This is a genomic window from Streptococcus sp. C150, from assembly GCF_000187445.1.
In the GTDB taxonomy this organism is placed as follows: Bacteria; Bacillota; Bacilli; order Lactobacillales; family Streptococcaceae; genus Streptococcus; species Streptococcus raffinosi.
On record NZ_GL698449.1, the window covers coordinates 1,520,224 to 1,540,432 of the forward strand.

The 20,209-nt window shown below is 41.3% G+C and carries 20 protein-coding genes and 1 pseudogene; 2 read left to right on the forward strand and 19 right to left on the reverse strand.

Features of this window, described 5'->3' with window-relative positions; all coding sequences use genetic code 11:
* Window positions 1-239 precede the first annotated feature (239 nt).
* From HMPREF0848_RS06885 to HMPREF0848_RS06950, 14 genes and pseudogenes are all read right to left on the reverse strand, one after another.
* The gene (locus HMPREF0848_RS06885; RefSeq protein WP_008535540.1) at window positions 240-1,994 is read right to left on the reverse strand and encodes a DUF6287 domain-containing protein; all 1,755 of its coding nucleotides are present in this window, start codon (window positions 1,992-1,994) and stop codon (window positions 240-242) included.
* A 9-nt stretch (window positions 1,995-2,003) separates the two neighbouring features.
* Window positions 2,004-2,264, reverse strand: a complete 261-nt coding sequence (locus HMPREF0848_RS06890) for a hypothetical protein (protein WP_008535541.1) — start codon at window positions 2,262-2,264, stop codon at window positions 2,004-2,006.
* Window positions 2,265-3,080 carry an ABC transporter permease gene (locus HMPREF0848_RS06895; RefSeq protein ID WP_008535542.1) on the reverse strand — a complete coding sequence of 272 codons (816 nt, stop codon included), beginning with the start codon at window positions 3,078-3,080 and terminating at the stop codon, window positions 2,265-2,267. It lies immediately after the preceding gene.
* Between the two features lie 8 nt (window positions 3,081-3,088).
* A complete protein-coding gene (locus HMPREF0848_RS06900) occupies window positions 3,089-3,874 on the reverse strand; it encodes an ATP-binding cassette domain-containing protein (RefSeq protein ID WP_008535543.1) in 786 nt (261 codons plus the stop codon).
* Window positions 3,875-3,883: 9 nt separating this feature from the next.
* Complete coding sequence (locus HMPREF0848_RS06905; protein WP_008535546.1) at window positions 3,884-4,396, reverse strand: hypothetical protein; 513 nt, start codon at window positions 4,394-4,396, stop codon at window positions 3,884-3,886.
* Window positions 4,393-5,991, reverse strand: coding sequence for an Hsp70 family protein (locus tag HMPREF0848_RS06910; protein ID WP_008535548.1), 1,599 nt, complete (start codon window positions 5,989-5,991; stop codon window positions 4,393-4,395). Before HMPREF0848_RS06910 ends, HMPREF0848_RS06905 begins: the two co-directional genes overlap by 4 nt.
* A gap of 352 nt (window positions 5,992-6,343) precedes the next feature.
* Complete coding sequence (locus HMPREF0848_RS06915) at window positions 6,344-7,369, reverse strand: S66 family peptidase (protein ID WP_008535550.1); 1,026 nt, start codon at window positions 7,367-7,369, stop codon at window positions 6,344-6,346.
* A gap of 151 nt (window positions 7,370-7,520) precedes the next feature.
* Entirely contained in the window at window positions 7,521-7,784 is a 264-nt protein-coding gene (locus tag HMPREF0848_RS06920) for a SemiSWEET family transporter (protein ID WP_008535551.1), read from the reverse strand.
* A gap of 99 nt (window positions 7,785-7,883) precedes the next feature.
* Window positions 7,884-8,327 (reverse strand): annotated as a pseudogene (locus tag HMPREF0848_RS06925) (LD-carboxypeptidase); the annotation flags it as partial.
* A 96-nt stretch (window positions 8,328-8,423) separates the two neighbouring features.
* Entirely contained in the window at window positions 8,424-9,119 is a 696-nt protein-coding gene (locus tag HMPREF0848_RS06930) for a hypothetical protein (protein ID WP_008535554.1), read from the reverse strand.
* Window positions 9,120-9,123: 4 nt separating this feature from the next.
* Window positions 9,124-9,570: a LytTR family DNA-binding domain-containing protein gene (locus tag HMPREF0848_RS06935; RefSeq protein WP_008535556.1), complete on the reverse strand. Its 447-nt coding sequence runs from the start codon at window positions 9,568-9,570 to the stop codon at window positions 9,124-9,126.
* A 218-nt stretch (window positions 9,571-9,788) separates the two neighbouring features.
* Window positions 9,789-11,519, reverse strand: coding sequence for a zinc ribbon domain-containing protein (locus HMPREF0848_RS06940; protein WP_008535558.1), 1,731 nt, complete (start codon window positions 11,517-11,519; stop codon window positions 9,789-9,791).
* A gap of 49 nt (window positions 11,520-11,568) precedes the next feature.
* Complete coding sequence (locus tag HMPREF0848_RS06945) at window positions 11,569-12,711, reverse strand: DUF6574 domain-containing protein (protein ID WP_008535561.1); 1,143 nt, start codon at window positions 12,709-12,711, stop codon at window positions 11,569-11,571.
* Window positions 12,712-12,903: 192 nt separating this feature from the next.
* Window positions 12,904-14,289 (reverse strand): Cof-type HAD-IIB family hydrolase, encoded by a 1,386-nt coding sequence (locus HMPREF0848_RS06950; RefSeq protein ID WP_008535564.1) that lies wholly within the window; start codon window positions 14,287-14,289, stop codon window positions 12,904-12,906.
* 72 nt (window positions 14,290-14,361) lie between these two features.
* Between HMPREF0848_RS06950 and HMPREF0848_RS06955 the strand changes: the two genes are divergently transcribed.
* Together HMPREF0848_RS06955 and HMPREF0848_RS10755 are read left to right on the forward strand one after the other, a co-directional pair.
* Entirely contained in the window at window positions 14,362-15,330 is a 969-nt protein-coding gene (locus HMPREF0848_RS06955; RefSeq protein ID WP_037609073.1) for an asparaginase, read from the forward strand.
* A 3-nt stretch (window positions 15,331-15,333) separates the two neighbouring features.
* A complete protein-coding gene (locus HMPREF0848_RS10755) occupies window positions 15,334-15,477 on the forward strand; it encodes a hypothetical protein (RefSeq protein ID WP_192805709.1) in 144 nt (47 codons plus the stop codon).
* A gap of 50 nt (window positions 15,478-15,527) precedes the next feature.
* On the opposite strand, the gene HMPREF0848_RS06960 is transcribed toward HMPREF0848_RS10755, so the two are convergent.
* The 5 genes from HMPREF0848_RS06960 to recG form a co-directional block, all read right to left on the reverse strand.
* Window positions 15,528-15,740, reverse strand: coding sequence for a helix-turn-helix domain-containing protein (locus HMPREF0848_RS06960; protein WP_002884695.1), 213 nt, complete (start codon window positions 15,738-15,740; stop codon window positions 15,528-15,530).
* A 9-nt stretch (window positions 15,741-15,749) separates the two neighbouring features.
* Window positions 15,750-16,358: a DUF2975 domain-containing protein gene (locus HMPREF0848_RS06965; protein WP_008535566.1), complete on the reverse strand. Its 609-nt coding sequence runs from the start codon at window positions 16,356-16,358 to the stop codon at window positions 15,750-15,752.
* Window positions 16,359-16,551: 193 nt separating this feature from the next.
* Entirely contained in the window at window positions 16,552-16,944 is a 393-nt protein-coding gene (locus HMPREF0848_RS06970) for a hypothetical protein (protein WP_008535567.1), read from the reverse strand.
* Window positions 16,945-17,593: 649 nt separating this feature from the next.
* Window positions 17,594-18,100, reverse strand: coding sequence for a hypothetical protein (locus HMPREF0848_RS06975; RefSeq protein ID WP_008535568.1), 507 nt, complete (start codon window positions 18,098-18,100; stop codon window positions 17,594-17,596).
* 11 nt (window positions 18,101-18,111) lie between these two features.
* Entirely contained in the window at window positions 18,112-20,130 is a 2,019-nt protein-coding gene (gene recG, locus HMPREF0848_RS06980) for an ATP-dependent DNA helicase RecG (protein ID WP_008535569.1), read from the reverse strand.
* Window positions 20,131-20,209 lie beyond the last annotated feature (79 nt).

Consider the following 20,209-nt stretch of genomic DNA (forward strand, 5'->3'; position numbering starts at 1 on the left):
GCGACCTTCTTAGAAGTTCCAAGACTAATTTTTGAGCCTAAGGTCTCAAAAATTCCGAGTGGCTGAAAAAATCTAATTTCAGCCACTTTACTCACAGCAGAAAATTTCTTAGAATGCTTGCTTTGCTGGCATAAACCATAATAATTTACGTTTTTCAATCATGTGTCATCGCCAATTGTAATTAATAGACAGTCAGTCTACGTTTTCAATCTTATCTCAAGCTTGTAGCCTTAATAGACCTAGTCAGCTTTATAGTAGAATTGTTTGGCATCTGATTGTGGTGAGGCTGACTGAGTAATCAAGATACGATCCTTAGTTTTGTCCGAACCATCCACAAATCCCTGTACTGTCGGTAGAGTTACCCCCTTAGGAACAAAAACAATTGCTGCGCCCGAGATTCCCATCCTCAAACTTGATGTCACATAGCCATTCTCAAGTTTAACATTCGTATTTTCAACAACATAATTTTCAGGAGCTGTTAAATTATCCTTCGAAAACGTCAAAGTGTTACCATTTCCATTCTTCCAAGTACCTTCAAGGCTTTGGAAGTTATTGTCCTTAATAGCAGTAACATCCATACCAGTTTGCTCAGTCTTAGCGTCTGTCTTTGATTCTGTCTTAGCTTCTGAGGAGCTTGACGAAGTTGATGTTGATGATGTTGTTGAACTTTGTGAAGAACTTGATGACTCTGAGCTTTCAGACTTACCAGCGCTAGAATAATGCTTGAGCAACTCTTGGTAGGCCTCTTGCATATCATCTGGTGCTACCTTATAGGTCTGAACAGCCTTCTTATCGTAATTGCCAATCCAGTAATTAGTCACATAATAAACGGTACCATTAGAACCTAGAACAATTTGGTAAGAGTCCTTGTCTTGATCAACCAAATCCTTATAGAGCTTGTTGTAGCCGTTATAATTGCCACCCGTCTTGTCATCAGCTGAAAAGTCCTTGAAGAGGGCTTTTTGTTCCGCATCATTGTCCTCATACATGGCATGTTTTTTATCCTTCAAGGTATAGAGACGGAAGGATGACGTTGGGCTATAGTCTGCAGTCTTACCACTATTTTCATTAATTCCAAGGGCAAAGGAATCAACCCTATTTTTATAGTCCTTGAAATCATAGTTTGAAGCTTCTTTACCATTGACGATACCACTAGGAACACCTGAGATATTTTCATAACCATCCGCATTAATGAGGTTGGCTAAAATAGTGATGTTTTGGCTACTGCCTTCTTCTTTAGGTGCCTTAAACGAAAGGAAGGTCGGGCTACCCTCGTTGACCTTGGTGATGCTATCAAAACTGCTTTGAACCAAGACGGCATCTTTAGCATAGTCAGACTGATAGAGCCATTTCCCAAAAGCTTCCGTGATGGACTTAATATCCTCAGTCGAATAGTCCGCAACATAAGTGGTTTCCTTATCACCGTTGACATCAGTCTTGGTCTTGATATCTGCATCTGGCTTGTTGGTATCGTTCGAAGACGTACTTGAGCTGGCATCACTACCTGAAGAGGAACTGCTTGATTCCAAAATATCCTTAATGATACTCTTAACCTCACTACTTGAAGAAGTTGATGAAGCCTCGCTAGACTGAATGACTTCAGAGCCTCCTTCGACCTGAGTATAGGTATCTGAATCGGTCATTTCAACCTTGGCATCACCCCCAGGCACCATACTTGGTGTGATACGGATAGTGCCGTCTGAATTTCCGTCATTTCCGGCCAACTTAAAGCTCAAAGAACGGTCTTCGCCAGCTTGGGCATTAGCCTGGTAGGTATCCCCAGTCTCCGTATTTTTGACTTCGTATTTGTCCCCCTTGACCTTGCGAACTTCAAAACGTACCTTATTTCCTGTCTTCTTGTCAACCACGGTTGTGGCATAAACCCTAGAAGAGGACGTAAAAGCCGTGCTCTGAGTGTATTTTCCAAGTACCATGAAGACCAAAAAGACAAGTAAGGCCAAACCGATAAACTTTTTATGTTTAAATTGTTTCATGAGGTCCTCCTAGATAAACAGATAGCCGACAACATAGCCAAAAAGAGCGATACAAATCAAAAGCAAAATTTCTAAAACTAAAAACCAACTAAACTTGAGATCCCCCAAACCAAGCTTAGACAAGACTTGTCTGAATTTGGACTGTTTCTGTCTGCTCAAACCACTAGAGAGGGCAAAGCCAGACTTAGCAGCTTCTGCCACTTCCTTATCACTTGGCTTGCGACCATGCTGCACTTGGAAATCAATCAGCCATTCATCATATTGTTGCATTTATTTCTCCTTCTTCTGAAGTGTGACGAAAAAGAGTAGGGCATAAACCAGACAATGAAGCACCAAAGCCCACCATTGACCCCAGAAATCACCTGTAGACCCTTGAAAGGCCTCTAGCTGACTCTTGGGTACAGGGACACCGTACTTAGCCAAACTAGATGGCAGGTCTGACAAATCACTAGAAATCCCAAACAGCTTGTGGCCGTAACCCAGATAGATAAATTTTTGCACCCAATCAATGGCTTTGGGCAATGATAGGATAGTCCCTGACAATGAAAATTGCATGATACCCACAACAACTGCTAGGATAACAGAGGTAATTTCAGATTTTCCAACTAAGGCTGAGATGAAGAGGGCAATAAAGTGCGAGGCCAAGAAAACCAGGAGCACTGTAATGCCAACTTCCCAACGATAGGAAGAAAAGATATGACCAGCATCTGGAAACTCCTTGTCAAAGTACTTACTAAAGATAGAGTAAGAAAGGATAAAGACAATGGTTTCCAAAACAGCAAAGAAAGTATGAATCCCCATGCTGGCTATGGCAAGGGCCGAACGACTCAGGCCTGAGAAAAAGTCACGGTTGAGAACCGATCGCTCCTTGGAAATATAAATACTGTTTTGAACCACAATCAAAAGACTGGTTGAAAAAAGTAAGAGAAAGAGCGTCATTCGAGTTGTTTCGAAATCTTTCAAGAATCCCTTATCTTGAATGTAGAGGATTAGCCCTTCAAAAGCAATGATGCCTAGAAGAACCTTAACAAAATCCATGTAGTGGTGTTTAAATTTATACCAACTTAATCGTAATGCTGCGTTCATAAGTCTCCCTAAATTTTGTAAATGCGTGTTGAAGCATTGAGCTCTTGATAGACATCTGCGATATTCATGTCCATGTATTTACGAATCATGTAAGGATCGCTGGTCTTATATTCCAAAAGCAACTCTTCATAAGTCCCTGCAAAGGTCGGACGACCCTTAGACAAGAAAATAATTTTGTCAAAAATAGCCAAATTTTCCGTATTGTGGGTAATAACCACAATAGACTTGTGGGCTGATTTAGCCAAGATTTTCAAGGTCCGTAAGAGATTACGGTCACTAAGGGCATCCAAGCCGGAAGACGGCTCATCCAGAATAAAGTAAGGACTAGGGCTAAGAAGCTCGATACCAATGGATACACGGCGTTTTTGCCCACCAGAAAGCTCGGAAATTTTCTTGTTGGCAAATTCCGTTAAGCCCAAATCTTCCATGATGCCAGCGATGCGTTGCCTTTTAGTCGATTTACTGCTTCCTTTAAGATGGTGGGCCGCATAAAAATCAAAAGTCTCGGACACCTTAAGATACTCCCGAAGCAGATTCTGTTGGGGCACATAAGACCAGGAACGTGAGCCTGCTGTCACAGGTTTTCCATTTTCCAAGATACGAAATTGTTGACAAGTCGGTTTGAGCTGACCAAGGAGAATCTCCGTTAAGGTTGTCTTCCCAGAACCAGAAGCCCCAAGGATGCCGACAACTTGACCAGTCTCCATCGTAACATCCAAATCTGTAAAGAGCTGGTTATCATTTCCCTTATATTTAAAACAAATATGTTCAAATGTTAATTGATTGGTTTCCATTAAAATCTCCTAAGACATAAGTAACATCAGGGCCACAATAAGGACGGCTCCGATGATAAGAACGATAACATTGATGTTGAAGAAGAGAATCAAGCTTAATAGAATCACAAAAGATAGGGCCGCAAATAGGTAATTGTTTAAAGATGACTCTTTAGCCTGAGTCACCCTAACAGGTGCAAAAGGGATTTCCTTTTTAGCAGACACCTCTACCCTCTTAGAAATCGGCTTTTGCTCAACTTCTAAAACCTTTCTTCTAGCTTCTTTGAGTTTTCGATCGTATTGAAATTTTTCATAATCTGAGAAAAAGAGCTGGCGAATCGTGTAAAGTTCGTTGCGCAGACGTTCTCCTTCTTGGTCCAGGGTTCCATTGGTCCAAAGCTCCTCTAGTTCCTCACGTAGAAAGGATAGGGCCACGAAACAGTCTTGGGCCGACATTTCGGGAGAAATACGATTGCTGACCGCTCTCAAATAGGACAATTCTTGTCCTGTCTCTGTATCGATTGCTTTGTAATAGTCTATCATGAGATGAATTTAGCAAAAATAGCTTGAAGTTCTGACAAGTCTTCCTTAACCACTTCTTGGGTTTGACTGACTTGTGCGTTGACTGAGAAGCGTGCCACAACAACCTTGCTTCTCGGATCAGACACTGTCACTGTAACAATTTGTTCTGAGTCAAAGGCATAAGTAACTTGAGCCAAGAGCTCACCTTTCTGACGTGGCTGTGCAACCTGGCCTTTCACTTCTCCTAAAATCTTAACGGCAAAAGGATTTTCATAATTACCTTCTGTGATACGTAGCTTGAACTTATTCTGTCCATCTACAACCGCAAAGAGGTCCTTAGTAACGGCCAAAGGCAAGACAGAGTTACGAGGAACCACGACACTATTGTAGTAGTCACCCACAAAGCTATAGTTCCTGTTAGGGTTTTTCTTGAAGAGCAGACCGATTCCCTGAGAGGTCACATCCTTGACAACAACCCTATCTGTCTCAGTTGTCTTACCGTCCTGATGCTCAGAGAAACTAACCTCATTGTTGACAATAAGATCGGCTAGAATAGATGCTCCCTGTGCCACGATAGTATCTGGATTCAGGTCAAACTTAGGTTCCAAACCACTCATTAAGCGGATCATTTGACGAATCATTGGCATCCGTGTTGACCCACCCACAAGGAGAATATGGTCAATCTCTTCCCACTTCAAACCGGACGCTTGAAGGGTAGACTGTACCTTAATTTCAGTATCTTTGAGGAGGTCCAAGGTAAGTTCATTGAAAATCGCCTGGGTAATCAAGACACCATAACCTTGACCATTGACATAGTGCTCATAGAGAGCTTGGGCATTAACAGATAGGCTAGTCTTAATTTGCTCAGCCTTATACTGAAGTTGGATTTTTTCCTTCTCAGAAAGGTTGGTCATATTGACCCCTTGTTTTTCCAACTCCTGCATGATGTAGCCAACAAGACGTTTGTCAAAGTCAATCCCACCAAGACGTGAATTCCCGTCAGTTGCCAAAATATCATAAGCATGATCAGCCACGCGCATGATGGTAACGTCAAAAGTTCCCCCACCAAGGTCGAAGACCAAGACATTTCCTTGAGCATTTTTAGTGTGGGCATAGGCAATAGCCGCAGCCGTAGGCTCATTGATAATACGCAAGACGTTAAATCCTGCAATACGACCAGCATTCTTAGTGGCCGCACGTTGATCTGACGTAAAGTAGGCAGGAACAGTGATGACAGCATCCTTGATGCCGTCTGCTTGACCTATTTCTTGACCAACCACATAAGCACGTTTACGGAATTCATTCAAAACCAAGGCTGAAAGAATAATAGAATTAACACGTGTGTGATCCGGTGTGTCACTGGCAATCGGACGACCAATATCACGTTTGAAGTCAAATTTAAAGTTTTCTGTACTTCCGATTTCTGTTCCACGCTCGATAGCTTCCTTACCAAAGGACACATGGTTTTTACCACCGATATTTGAGAAGTAGACCGCTGAACGCAAGACCTGATCGTCATTCGTTCCCATCGGAATAATCTCTGGTACATCTTCACGAACAACAGCCATGACCGAGTTGGTTGTTCCCAAATCAATACCAATTGCTTTTTTTCTCATAACAATTTCCCTTCTAGTCTCATCTTGAGTTTATCTGACTGTCAGTCTTAGCAGGTATTCGCCTAGATTTTTTAATGTCATTTTCGTCACATAAAACGCCAATAGAGTATAGTCATTCCAGTCTAGTTTTTCACTATACTATATTATCACAAATAAAGAGACTATAAAATAGGAAAAGGGGAGTGAGACCGAACAACTTTTCAAAAATTGTTCCTTGTCCCACTCCCTTGAGTGTCAATTAATCTGATAGACTGGATGAAATTAGAAATATAGGAGATATTATCTCACTAATTGTCTTGCTTTATAGCAACTAAGATACTCCTACTTTCTAAAAAAAGCTGAGAATCTCACCTCAGCTTTCTTTGTTATAGTCAAAGCGAATGACTTGCTCCGTTGCATCTACATACGCGTGGACTCCAAAGGGAACAATCGCTCTTGGAGTTGCGTGTCCGACATTCAGATTATAGACAATTGGGATATTGCTGTCAATGATATCCAATAGTGCCTCTTTATAGTCGTCATAGAAAGTTTCATCCATAGGTTTTCCGACTAATAGTCCACTGATGACCTCGAATATACCAGTTTCCTTTAAAGTCCGCAACATCTTTTTGAAATCTTCAAGATTAGGCTTTTCTTCGCTTGTCTCTAGCAAGAGAATCTTTCCTTCCCAGTCTGACAAGTCAGGGAAAAGTTTGTATTTTTGGCAGAGAGTCGTGCTGTCTAGGTATCGAGAGTTGTCAAAAATATCATAGAGAGACTCAAGACAACCACCGAGGATTTCTCCCTCAAACTGAGCATTGCCTTGTAACAAGTCAAAACCTGTATTTGCATGGCTGACACGAGGTGTTCCCAAGGCTTTGGGACTAAAATCAGTCCGTTCCTCATACCAAACGTTACTAGGGCGGATTCCCGTATCAATCAATTCTTTGAAGTAGTGGAGGCTGTATGGCAACATTTCCTTGTCTAATTCACAAATGTCTGCTAAAAAGGATTGGCCGTAAAAAGTCTTGACCCCTAGCTTATGCAACATGAGGTGGTTCATGGTTGTATCCGAGAAACCGAGAAAAATCTTTGGTTTGATAACCTTTTGTAGTTGGTCATTTTCAAAGAGGTAGGGTAGCAAGCGATAGGTATCGTCTCCACCAATGGCACATAGAATCATGTCGATGCTATCATCAGAAAAGGCATGAATCAAATCCTCTGCACGAGCTTCAGGATGTTCTTTGATAAAATCTAAGCCTTTTAGTGAATGGGGCAAAAAGATAGGATTGAGTCCCAGGTCCTTGAGACGTTGAATACCCAAGTCCACTTCGTGCTTGACAAAGTCTTCACCGATAATTCCACTAGATAAGCTCACAATACCAATAGTAGAAACCATGTCTTGACCCTCCTGAAAATAGATTGAGCCTATCTTATCACAGGAGATGAGATAAAACAACAAGAATTAGAGTCAGAAGAAGACTTTTAGATCGAGAAAATAGTAAAAAAGCAACCGCTCGATGTGGTTGCTTTTTATAGTAGTTGTATTCTTATAGAGCAGTAAGGAAAGTCAGTCCGCCAAGGATAACCCCGGCTGAGTTTGGAATGATTAGAATCCAGTCTTTCTTAGGCTCTTGTGTCCATCCATAAATGACCCAGATTAAGCAAGAGACAGCTGCTGATAAAGGTTGGAATGGTTGAGCTTTGTTCCCTTGTAAATTGGCAAAAATTTGAGGGATGTAGGCTATAAATACAATAATCCCGATAAAGGCACCAATTGAACCAACAACTTGATTAATTCTCTGTTTAGTCATATATATTTCTCCTTATTACTTTATTAGTATAACAGAAAAACAACTTGGATTCAAGGACAAAACCTCGGGATTCTAAGGAAAGACTTTACATTAGAATGTTTTTAGAAAATGTAGCAACATTTCTTTGTCTAACTCACAAATGTCGGCTAAAAAGGATTGGCCGTAAAAAGTCTTGATTCCTAGTTTATGCAACATGAGATGGTTCATGGTCGTATCCGAGAAGCCAAGAAAAATCTTTTGTTTAATAACGTTTTCTAGTTGGTCATTTTCAAAAAGATAGGGCAATAAACGATAGGTATCGTCTCCACCGATTGCGCATAGGATTATATCGATGCTATCATCAGAAAAGGCCTGAATCAAATCCTCCGCACGAGCTTCAGGATGTTCTTTGATAAAATCTAAGCCTTTTAACGAATGGGACAAAAAGATAGGATTGAGTCCCAGATCCTTGAGACGTTGGACCCCCAAGTCCACTTCGTGTTTGACAAAGTCTTCACCGATAATCCCACTAGATAAACTTATAATACCAATAGTGGAAACCATGTCTTATCCCTCCTGAAAATAGATTGAGCCTATCTTATCACAGGAGATGAGATAAAACAATAGGTATTGTATTAATCAGAGGTTCCCTCCACTAACTTAATCAATCACATTCTCTCCAACATAGATGATTTCTAGATTACCTAAGGAAACATCTCCTTTGATATAGAAATCCTTGCTAGTCAAATTGCTTGGATTTTCCTGGTGCTGAATAGCCGAAAGCGAGTTGTCCACATTAACATGAACTCGCCAATCACTAGGCACATAGAGACTAAGACTTCCCAGAGAAACGTCCACATCAAACTGGGCAGACGGCCCTTCAATACGGCAGTTATCAAAATAGACCGATGCTTCTCCCAGACTTACATCCGCACTTCCATGAGTAAAGTGTTGGTCATTGAGATATTTGGTCACCGTTGAAAAAGTCACATCAATATCATTACCACCATTTTGAGCGTCTGAGCCGGCAGCATAAGAACCAAAACGGTTTTTCGCTTTACCTGAAGGTTTGAAGAGAATATTCAAGCCAATAACTGCAAGGATAGAAGAAAGGATAACGACAGAGTTGGATACTGGAAGAAAATGAAACTGTCCATTGAGTGAAAATAGGGCCAAAACACCATAGATGAAGCCCCAACCAAAATGGCGTTTCAAAAAACTAGAAAGGGAAAGAACGGCCAACAAGACCACCCAAGCCAGCATCCAAATGCTAATTTCCCATGTTACAAAATAGCCCTGTAAAACTACCAAAGCTGCTAAAAGGATTAAGAAAACCCCAATTAATTTTTTTCTCATCATGTTACCTCATTTCGTTTAATCGTTCTTTTAAGACCGGATAGTAGCGTCTTGATACATGAACCTGCTTATGGGTCTGATAGAAATTAACCGTGCTGGTCCCTGAAAAAGACTTCTCTAAAGAATAAATCTGCTTTACGTTGACAATGGTTGATTTGGAAATCCGACAAAAGGCAATCGGAAGCAGTTCTTCTAGCTCATAGAGCTTCTGCTTGACCTCATAGGCCTCGTCCCTGGTATGCCCATAAATCTTCTCCCCATCTGTTTCAAAAAAGAGAATCGTTTCCAAATCTAGAAAGTACTCACTACGATCCTTGTAAAAGGCTAAAGGGGTCAACTTTTGCTTTAAAATGGACTCCTGGAGCCGCGCTATTTCTTCTGTTAATTGAGGAGCTCGAATCAAGATTTCAGGCTCATCCATGGATGGGTCCAGTTCGATGCTAACTTTCATAATACTCCTTTCCTGTACTTTTAATGGTTTTATTATAGCAGCTGCTTTAAACAAAACAAGGCTTTTCAGGTAAGTGGCTCAGTTTTAGCCCTAAGAGGTTAGTTAAGGCAAGCAAAAAGAACTTGGCAATAGCCAAGTTCTCCACTTGTTAGATTGAGGTTCGAACCCCTTAATCATTTTCTAGTTCACGGTTGACTAGTAAACCGCAAAAGAAGTTGCTATTTCACGGTATCTTCACGGCTCACATGTTGTGATTCGCCAGCCTTACCGTTGATACGATAATCACTGTAGTCTGAACTACTACTGCTAGAATCACTATCATCATCGCCAACGTATTCCACATTACAAGTCCAAGAGATTTTATCTTTAATATCTCCTGATGACTTAAATTTCGAATCATAGCCGTAATAGAAATCATAGACTGCTGTGAAAGTTACTTTAAAGGTCTTTTCACCAGTCTGAACAACATCGGTCACATCAACATCTGAGAAGGTAATACTATCAGCGGAACGGTTTTTGGCTCCCGTAGTATTTTTATCAATATCAGCGATAACATCCTTATACATGGTATCATCAGTACCATTAAGGAAAATGTCGGAAACACCATCTGGAGTCGTGTTATGGTTTGAGGCATAACTGCCAAATTTACCGTAGGCTGCTGTCAAAAGACGGTCTGCCGTATCACGGTCAAGAACTCCGTCAGCATCAAGAGTAACTGTTTGACCTTCAGAGATTTTCTTAATAGACAGTGTCTCAGTCTTGATAGAGCTACCATCGTCAAAATTCTTCTTAACGTAAACAGCTGAAGAGCCGGCTACTGCTACCTTGTTGACATCCAATTTTCCTGAGCTGAGGGTTCCAACCTTGGTACCACCAACATAAAGGTCCCCATCTTTAAGATTAGATTTAACAGTAAAGCTGAGATACTTCACTGAAAGGTTAACTTCGGTCCTAGATGTGACATTTTCTTCAGATGACACCGTGATATCCTGATCATTGACCTTACCAGAAGCCACAAAATTGTAAGTTCCTGGATAGAGGTGTTTCAGCTCAGCGGTGTAGTTATTTCCATCTGTAGTAGCATAAGAAACACCATTGATTGTCAGATTCAAATCAGCTGTATTAACCGTCAAATCAACTGTTCCAGGATCAACCACGACTCTCCACTTTGGAAAGATAAGGAACTGGCGTCCAACCTTTTGCATACGTTCACCAGACATGAGTTGGCTCTTGCTATAGGTTGTTGTATTTTTGGTGTCTGTATACTTAACTTCAGATGTTTTAATTTCTTTTTTAGTATCAGACCACACCTGGTATTCCAAACTATCCTTGAAGCTCTTCTTAGCAGCTGTTTCATAACGCTCTGCTACTTGACCTCGTGAGTAATAATAAGATCCAAAGCTGTAGCCAGTAAGGGCCAAGACTGCAACAACAATACCAGCAATCATCAAGATTTTTTTACTCTTAGCCATGGCTGGCTTAGCTGGTTTGGCTGCCTTGCCATCTGAGATGAATTTATGGATGGTTGACACATCATATCCCGAAGACTTACCTAGAAGAAATTCCTCTGGAAGAGGCTGACGACCAACATAGGTCTTAAAAGCCTTCATCCAAATGGCTTGTGCTTCTTTAGAAGCAGACGCTGACTTTTCTTCAGATTGATTCTGACCTACTTGAGATACTGGTGTAAACTCTTCCGTTTCTGAAGGAGACGCTTCCTCTTGGTCGTCAAGTGAGACATCATCAAACACTTCCTCAGCAACGTCGAACTCATCAACTTCTTCTGTTGGCTCGGGAGCGGCAACTTCTTGATTTAGACCCATAGCCGCAATGCCTTTAATAGCCTTTAAATCAAAGTCTGCTTTTTGGCCTTCTTCAATTTCCAAAACATGAGGCGAACGACCAACTGCCTTTTCAAATAAATTAATCCACTTTTCTTTTGTTGCCATAAGGACTACTCCTATAAACTTGCTTTTTCAAAAAATGCTAAAGGTTTACTTAGAATAGAAGACCTACCGTAAATGAAGACATGATAGTAAATACGATTGCAAACAAGATAGACAAAATAACACCATTCAAAAGTGCTGCTAAGATCATTTGATAGAACTTATCAGCCTTCCACGCAGTTGTTACAGGAACAATTGTAAAGAGGTTAGCAAGTGCAAATAAGAAGTAAACAACATAGAACAAGAAGCCTGGGAAGACAACAAGTCCAATAGCTCCTAACAAGATAGTTACAAGCAATACTGGCAAGGCTAATGATGTCAAACGACCAAAACGGTCAAAGCTATTTAAGAAAGTTGTTGCAGGGTCACGGAAGATGGCCTTACGTGTCACAAATCCTGCCAAGATGAAGGCGAAGATAAAGAGGAAGGCAGCTAAAATACTTGCAAAGAAAGCCGCAAAACCAATACTAGAGGCATGACTTGAAACAGATGATGAGTAATCATTTGATCCGAAAGATCCAAAGACACTACTGAATACACCCGCTGTTGACTCTAAAGTATTAACCACTTTACGTGCCATTGCGCTCAAAATTGCAAAGAATGCAAGTCCAGTCAAGAGTGACAAGAAGATGTAGTTAAGCCAACCATTGTGCTTACCATAATCTGTCATATCTGCTGGACGACGCCATGCATTAAGCAACCATGTCCAATAGTTTTTGAAAGTTGTTCCAAATGCTGATGGTTGGGCTGGAACAACTACTGCTTGACCATTAATGAATTGAACATTTTGACCTGGTTGAAGAGGTTGACCGTTAGCAAAGGCTGCTTGTTGACCAGCTTGCGCATTCGCAAAACCTGCTTGAGGTTGAAATGCTTGATTCGGTACAGCTTGTCCTGGGGTTGCTTGAGCACTTGCAAAACCTGGTTGAGCTGGAGCTCCTTGAACTGGAGCTCCCTGAGTGCCAGCAAAGGCTGGTTGTGGTTGCGCTGCTTGAGCTGGAGTCTCTTGAGCAGCTGCAAAGCCTGGTTGAGCTGGAGCTTCTTGTACATTGGCAAATACTGGTTGCGCTGGAGCTCCCTGAGCTGGGGCATCGTCTTGGAATTCTCCAGCTGCAAGTGCTGCCGCAATTTCTTCTTCAGTCGCTGAACGACCATTGATGGCTTCAAAAAAATCTAACCAATCTGCTTTAGTCATAATAATCTCCTTAGAAATACATAGAATGATTCTATTTTATCACAAATAGCAACATTATTAAATGCCATTTTCATTAGAAAAAGGTTTGGTACAAGTTGTCCAAACCTTTATTAAATACGATATAAAATTCTTTATGTAACCTTATTAGAACAGGCAAAAATATCTGTAGACCTCTACTAAGACTCAATCATTTTACTTGTTTCTTTGGAGAGATTTTTGAATCTGACGATCCAACTCCAGTTTAATATGTGGTTCTGGCGCAAAGCGCTCCTCCCAATCATCTGGTTTCAGAATCTTGTGGGTCACTGGATCAAAATGAGCCTTACCATCTGGGAAAATTTTACCCATATTAGCCTCATGAACCGTATCAAAGAAAGGCTTAGGATCCACACCCATAAGGACAAAGGAGCCATAAGTCAAGTAAAGCAAATCTGTCAAAGCATCGACCTGACCAACCATCGTTGACTCTGAATGTTCTTTAGAGCTAACCTTGAGAGCTGCCTTATCAAGAGCAGCATGTAGGTCCAAAACAGCCTGTCCAAAGACACGCTTGTCCCCACCTGATGAAGCATAAAGGAATTCGACGATTTCTTCCAACTTGAAGTCCGAACGATGACTAGCTTCCTCAATACTATAGACACGAGGCATATCATTGGTAGAGCCATCCATCAAGTGATGGAAATCCTTAACCTTGTTAAAGTTGTCATCATCACTGGTAAATGAATTTTCTGTTTCAAAGTGAATTAGGCCATAGTGTGATAGAGCTTTGGCAATCCCATTCTGGTTGTTGGTGTCCGTGACATGGGTTGCCTGATCCTTCAGTTCATCTTCACCATTTCCCATGGCAACACCGATACCGACACCAGACAACATTTCCAGGTCATTTTCCGAATCTCCAAAGGCCATAACCTCGCTGAGCTCGAAACCAAATACCTCACCTAAATGAGCAATCCCTTTGAGCTTAGATTGCCCAGCAGAAATAATATCCGCAGAATAAGGACTTGAGCGAGTAATCTTAACGTGTGGGAATTTCTCCTCAATAGCTTGAGTCTCACCCACTGTCGCTACCATAACTACTTGGTAGACCGGTTCACGCATAATGGTTTTGAGAGCTTCCATGCTCTGTGGTTTAAAACGACGAATGAGAGACTTAAAACTACGTTCCACCATCTTAGCCCAAGATTTGGGCACGATACGACTCACTATTTGACCAAACTTGCTAGTCCCCATACTGATGATGTTAGAACCGACAAGCCCCGTACTCGTACCTAGAGAAATCTCTCTACGTTGCTTGGTCGCATAACGAATTAAGTTGTAAATCGTTGATTTAGGGAGTTGATTTTGATAGAGAATCTTGTCATGAGTAAGGATATACTGACCATTATACGTCACCGCAAAATCCAGACCTAGATTATCCATGAAAGGCTGAACAAATCCTGGCCCACGGCCTGTCGCCAAACCAACCAAAATGCCATCTTCCTTCATCTGACTGATAGCCTTTTTGGTTGAAGTTGACACACGTTTTCGGTCATTTAAAAAAGTCCCATCAATATCAAAAAAGACTGCTTTAATCGCCACTTGGCTCCCCCTCCGTCTAACATTTATGCTAAAATAAATTATAACATAAATATGATAGTGAGTAGTATCCAAATGACAAAAAAAATTCTCGTCCTTCATACTGGAGGAACCATTTCCATGTCCGCAGATGACGATGGCAAGGTCAGTCAAAACGCTGATAATCCCATGAACCATGTTGGACTTGATTTGGACAACCTAGAACTTACCGTTCTGGATTTTCTTAACATTCCTAGTCCACATATCACCCCCTACCACATGCTTGATATTTACAAAAAAATCAAGGAAACAGCTGGACAATATGATGGTGTGGTCATTACCCACGGCACAGACACCCTTGAAGAGACAGCCTATTTTCTAGATACTATGGCTGTTCCTGAGATTCCAGTCGTCCTAACAGGTGCCATGCGTTCATCAAACGAACTGGGAAGCGATGGCGTTTACAACTATCTCTCAGCCCTTCGTGTCGCAAGCAATGACAAGGCTGCAGATAAAGGCGTCCTAGTCGTTATGAACGATGAAATCCATGCAGCCAAGTATGTGACCAAGACCCATACCACAAACGTAGCAACCTTTCACACGCCCACTCATGGCCCTCTAGGAATCATCATGAAACACGACATTCTTTGGTTCAAGACGGCTGAACCTCGTGTTCGCTTTGACTTGCAACAAATTTCAGGAACTGTGCCAATCATTAAGGCCTACGCTGGTATGGGAATTGGCGATGGCATCATCAGCCTCCTAGATCCTGAAAAAATTGACGGGGTAGTCATTGAGGCACTAGGCGCTGGAAACCTCCCACCACTAGCTGCAAGAGAAATTACGTCACTTATGAACAAGGGAGTGCCAGTTGTACTCGTATCCCGTTGCTTTAACGGTATCGCCGAACCTGTCTATGCCTATGAAGGTGGTGGCGTTAAACTCCAAGAAGCAGGCGTTATGTTTGTTAAAGAACTCAATGCACCAAAGGCTCGCCTCAAACTCCTCATTGCACTTAGTGCAGGACTAGAAGGCCAAGAATTGAAAGATTATATTGAGGGATAAGACATGAAACTTAGCATTGAAGCAACCGATAAATTGGAAAATAAAGATTTCCACTATGAACTAACCGTCTCACAAACACATGTCGCCATGGTCTGTGGTACTGTGCTAGCCAGTCTAGCCCTAATTGCATGGATGAAGAAAAAATAAAAAAGCTTGAAGCATGGTCACTAGAAAGGTGACTGAACTGCTTCAGGCTTTTAGTTTTCTTCGTCAGGTCTATATTCAAGAATATCTCCTGGTTGGCAATCTAACTCTTTACAAATAGCATCCAGTGTTGTAAAACGGATTGCCTTGGCCTTGCCTGTCTTAAGAACCGAGAGATTGGCTGGGGTAATACCAATCCGTTCTGCCAGCTCACCCGAGCGCATCTTCTTCTTGGCAAGTTCAACGTCCAAATTGACAATAATCATAAGCCCCTCCTAAATCGTATACTCATTTTCCTCAGCAATGGCATTAGCCTTAGTCAAAATCATAGCGACAGCATAGAGGACAAAGCTAACTAGCAAATAACTGATATTAAAGAAACTATAACTCTGGTTGCCAGTTCCAAATGTAAAGATACCATTATTGATAAAAGCCCCAAGAACGAGCAAATGCGCTGACCAACGAACCAACTTAGCATTTTTAGCGATGAAAATATCAGAACGATAAAGGTTAATCAGAAAGGCATGTAGGCACAACAAGAAACCTATGTTGACTACCATACGAAGGAAATCAATGGTTGCTGCAAAAAGTGTCAAACTAGGACCCTTGCTTTTCACGGTAACTCCCGACCCAAGAAGCATACGCAAACCTTGTTGTAAGAGTCCTTCATGACCAGTCAGAATAAAGGCGTCATTAAGAATGGTAATAACAAGACTTAAAAAGCCCGCAAAAAGGAGGACATTAACGAACAGGAGAACACTACGCAGACGTTTCTGTTCTTGCGTCTCCTGACGATTTTTAGCACTTTTAGCCGATTTCCAACCATAATAACTAGAGCCAGCCAAGGCTAGGACGATTAAAAAATAGAATAAGATAGTTGACATGTGTTACCTCGATTGTAAATACATTTTGATTTTTTGGGAGTATAGACTAGAAAAAGCCAAGGTGCCTCTAGGAGCCCTTGACCTTATACTAAATCAGCAGCTAACTATTAACAGTATCAATTATATCGAATATCAATATAAAATACTAGTTTATAGATAAGATTTTACTACTTTTCAACTAAGATACATTCAATTATTTGACAGCTGTTTGTCCCTTACGAAGACGGATAGCATCACAAGCTAGAGAGACCAAGAAGAGCCAAACTGATGTGCTGAAGTCCATTACTAGGTGATCTGTCGTTCCCAACTGCAAGAAGATATTCAAGGCTGATGGCACAAAGGTTAGAAGGGCAGCCTTTTTCAAGAAAAGAGAGAAATCTTCTGTCCAAAGTGCCTTCCAAGTAAAGTCTTTAAGCTCTTTACGAAGGAGCCAAATCAAGGCAAGATAGAAGGCAAATTGTAGCTCTGCGACCAGCCAGTAACCCCAACCAGAAAGGTATTGAACCTCTGCACCTGGGAAAAGATTGGCCACGTTCACAAAAGGAAGGATAAGTAAAGCAAGCATTGCAAAACCGTAGATTGCCATAAGAAGAATAAGAAGAGCGTTGATGATTGGTTTAAGTATTTCCTTTATTAAATAGTTTTTAATATATAATTTCTCTTTTTCGCGAATAAGATTATCTTTATCGAAAACTTATTATCGTTTTTCGATAATTATATATTACACTCTTTATTTCTCCTTGTCAACACATTTTTATCGTTTTTCGATATTTTTTATCTAAATTTCAAAAAATAAAAACCAGTCAAGAAAATCTCAACTGGTTAGCTTACTTATGTTAATCACCTAGACTGGTCATCCTTCCGTCTAGACTTTTTATGAGTTTAAGAAGAGGGATTCTACGTTATGAAAAAAAGGAAAAAGGGATTTTGGAAAATGAGGAATGAAAGTTGTAGAATATGGGTAAATTTAGCCTCTTCCTAGCATCAATACTAGTTTTGATAAACCTTAAAGTCTTGAGGATCCTTTTGGAAATTTGGGTTGTAGGTTACTTTGATTTTTACTGTCATTGTTTTGTCCTCCTTCGTAGGAATGGTTCGGCCTAGCCAAAACGTTTTATTATCAAAACCTATCTCGTTTTGATGGTTTTATTATAGGGTCTCTAACTTAAAGAAAGCTTGTAATAAACTTGAAGGAAACTTAAAACTCTCAGTGCTTTCACTGAGAGTTTTTCTGTCTAAAGCATGGATAAAATAATTCCCAAGACCAGAGCCACCCAAACAGCATAACGAATTGTCGCATGATAGCGGTAACTTTCAATAACCTTGGGTAGCTTTGTAAAGAGATAGGCAAGGTAAGCAACTATGGAAAGAAAATACCCTTTAAAATTCCAAGACGAGCCTAAGATACTAAAATCTTCGAATAGGGGCACAAGCATCAGTACAGCCGTAAGCATGCACCAGACCGGCAAAAGCGTTCTTTCCTTTTGATGCTGTATATGGATAATCAGTTGAGCTATAAAACCCGCGACGTACATAATCAGTAATATCGAACAAGCTAGAGAGATAAGAAGTGAATAAAGATATAGGGTATGAAAGTCTGTCTTTCCTTCTATCAGCTTTGTCAATTCGGTAATAAACCAAATCAAGATGAAGGCGAAAAAATAAAATATAAGACCTAACATCATAAGAAACAAGGGATGCAAGATAGCAAAAAAATCGAGTTTTAACTGTCTTTTGTTCATTAGTTTCCTCCTCAATCAAACTCGCCTTGGCTTCTCAAATGTGCTCCTAGCACCTGCCATTCAGGATTCTCTCGCCAGTTAGGGTCAGATACAATTTGGCTAGCCACCCGTCTGGCTTCCTCTAAGATATTGTAGTCTTCCACAATATCGGCCACCTGAAATTCAGGAATACCTGACTGACGTGTCCCAAAGATTTCACCTGAGCCACGCATTTTAAGATCCTCCTCAGCTAGAACAAAGCCATCCGTGGTCTCACACATGGCCTGCATGCGTTTTTTACCAGTATCATTTTTAGGATTAGCCACCAAAACACAGTAGGACTGCTTATCGCCACGACCAACACGCCCTCGAAGCTGGTGAAGCTGGCTAAGTCCAAAACGATCCGCATCCATAATGACCATAACTGTAGCATTTGGCACGTTAACACCTACTTCGATAACTGTAGTTGATACTAAAATCTGAGATTTTCTGTCCTTGAAATCTTGCATAATTTGGTCTTTTTCATCATTTTTCATACGACCGTGCATCAGAGCTACTGTAGCTGAATCCCCAAAGAACTCTGTGAGTTCCTGATGAAGGGCCACCGCATTTTTCAAATCAAGAGCCTCAGACTCTTCAATCAGAGGAGAAATAAAATAGACCTGAGCGTCTTTTTCCAACTCCCCCTTAATCCAAGTCAATACAGTATCTAACTGCTCATGTTTAACCCAACGTGTGATGATGGGCTTACGTCCAGCTGGCATCTGGTCAATGATAGATACATCCATCTCCCCAAAGGCAGTGATTGCCAAAGTCCTAGGGATAGGGGTAGCTGTCATCATGAGGACGTCAGGATTGTCACCCTTCTCACGGAAAATACGACGTTGATTAACTCCAAATCGGTGCTGTTCATCAGTAATGACTAGCCCAAGACTATGATAAGTCACTGCATCTTGAATCAACGAGTGGGTTCCCACAATCATCTGAGCCTCCCCAGACTCGATTTTGGAAAGGGCTACTTTCTTATCCGCCGCCTTCATTCCAGAAGTTAGGAGCACTACCTCTAACTCAGGAAAAAGCCCCTGTAAACTCTGATAATGCTGCTCTGCTAAGATTTCCGTCGGTACCATGAGGGCAGACTGAAATCCTGCCGTATAGGCCCCATACATAGCCAAGCTAGCGATAACTGTTTTCCCTGAGCCCACATCTCCTTGCAAGAGACGGTTCATATGAGCCCCAGATTTCATATCAGCTAGGATTTCCGATAAACTACGCTGTTGGGCCTCTGTTAAGGGGAATGGTAATGCTGCAATTTTGTCTTTGATTTTGGCTTCATCGTAAGCAATTGCTAGACCATTGGTTTCGGACTTATTTTCAGCCTTCAGCACCTGTAAATTCATTTGGAAATAAAAGAGCTCCTCAAACTTGGTCCTACGTAGAGCCTGCTTATATTCAGCCAAATCTTTCGGAAAATGCATGGCACGCACAGCCTCTTGACGTCCCATGAGACGGTACTTGTCCAGCAGCACCTGAGGGAGACTTTCCTCCAACAAATTAAGGGCCCCACTATCAAAAGCTGCCTTTATGGCCTTTATCAGTTGGGCCTGACTAACACCCTGGGCCACATGGTAGACTGGCTGCATATCGTCCTCAACTTGAGCCAGAACTTTCATACCAGTCACAGCAGACTTCTTCTGGTCCCATTTGCCAAAAATAGCCACTTCTGCCCCCATCTCAATCTTATCCACAAGATAAGGTTGGTTGAAGAAACTAATGGCAATCACAGCCTCTCCTTGCTTGATTTTAAAACTCAGACGATTCCGTTTAAAGCCATAATACTGCACATTGGCAGGCGTCACCACTGTTCCCGTAATAACAGCCTTTTCGCCATCCATCAGTTCAAAGATAGATTTACTCTTAAAATCCTCATATCGGAAAGGAAAATAAAGCAAGAGGTCCCCAACCGTGTGCAAATCTAATTTGGTAAATTTTTCAGCGGACTTAGGCCCAAACCCTTTCAAATCCGCAATTGGTGAATCTAATTGAATCATATCCTCTATCATTTCTATCGTGTTCTGTCCCTCGTAAAAGAGGAAGTCTTACCAGCTATTATATCACATGGGATGAGTC

Excerpts from the sequence above, each read along its gene's own strand:
- HMPREF0848_RS06915 (WP_008535550.1), bottom strand. The coding sequence starts at position 7,369 with ATGGTTTCTACTATTGGTATTGTGAGCTTATCTAGTGGAATTATCGGT.
- recG (WP_008535569.1), bottom strand. The coding sequence starts at position 20,130 with ATGATTCAATTAGATTCACCAATTGCGGATTTGAAAGGGTTTGGGCCT.
- HMPREF0848_RS06945 (WP_008535561.1), bottom strand. The coding sequence starts at position 12,711 with ATGACTAAAGCAGATTGGTTAGATTTTTTTGAAGCCATCAATGGTCGT.
- HMPREF0848_RS06885 (WP_008535540.1), bottom strand. The coding sequence starts at position 1,994 with ATGAAACAATTTAAACATAAAAAGTTTATCGGTTTGGCCTTACTTGTC.
- HMPREF0848_RS06940 (WP_008535558.1), bottom strand. The coding sequence starts at position 11,519 with ATGGCAACAAAAGAAAAGTGGATTAATTTATTTGAAAAGGCAGTTGGT.
- HMPREF0848_RS06960 (WP_002884695.1), bottom strand. The coding sequence starts at position 15,740 with ATGATTATTGTCAATTTGGACGTTGAACTTGCCAAGAAGAAGATGCGC.
- HMPREF0848_RS06895 (WP_008535542.1), bottom strand. The coding sequence starts at position 3,080 with ATGAACGCAGCATTACGATTAAGTTGGTATAAATTTAAACACCACTAC.
- HMPREF0848_RS06970 (WP_008535567.1), bottom strand. The coding sequence starts at position 16,944 with ATGGCAATCTACGGTTTTGCAATGCTTGCTTTACTTATCCTTCCTTTT.
- HMPREF0848_RS06930 (WP_008535554.1), bottom strand. The coding sequence starts at position 9,119 with ATGAGAAAAAAATTAATTGGGGTTTTCTTAATCCTTTTAGCAGCTTTG.
- HMPREF0848_RS06975 (WP_008535568.1), bottom strand. The coding sequence starts at position 18,100 with ATGAACAAAAGACAGTTAAAACTCGATTTTTTTGCTATCTTGCATCCC.
- HMPREF0848_RS10755 (WP_192805709.1), top strand. The coding sequence starts at position 15,334 with ATGAAACTTAGCATTGAAGCAACCGATAAATTGGAAAATAAAGATTTC.
- HMPREF0848_RS06955 (WP_037609073.1), top strand. The coding sequence starts at position 14,362 with ATGACAAAAAAAATTCTCGTCCTTCATACTGGAGGAACCATTTCCATG.
- HMPREF0848_RS06900 (WP_008535543.1), bottom strand. The coding sequence starts at position 3,874 with ATGGAAACCAATCAATTAACATTTGAACATATTTGTTTTAAATATAAG.
- HMPREF0848_RS06920 (WP_008535551.1), bottom strand. The coding sequence starts at position 7,784 with ATGACTAAACAGAGAATTAATCAAGTTGTTGGTTCAATTGGTGCCTTT.
- HMPREF0848_RS06910 (WP_008535548.1), bottom strand. The coding sequence starts at position 5,991 with ATGAGAAAAAAAGCAATTGGTATTGATTTGGGAACAACCAACTCGGTC.
- HMPREF0848_RS06935 (WP_008535556.1), bottom strand. The coding sequence starts at position 9,570 with ATGAAAGTTAGCATCGAACTGGACCCATCCATGGATGAGCCTGAAATC.
- HMPREF0848_RS06905 (WP_008535546.1), bottom strand. The coding sequence starts at position 4,396 with ATGATAGACTATTACAAAGCAATCGATACAGAGACAGGACAAGAATTG.
- HMPREF0848_RS06965 (WP_008535566.1), bottom strand. The coding sequence starts at position 16,358 with ATGTCAACTATCTTATTCTATTTTTTAATCGTCCTAGCCTTGGCTGGC.
- HMPREF0848_RS06890 (WP_008535541.1), bottom strand. The coding sequence starts at position 2,264 with ATGCAACAATATGATGAATGGCTGATTGATTTCCAAGTGCAGCATGGT.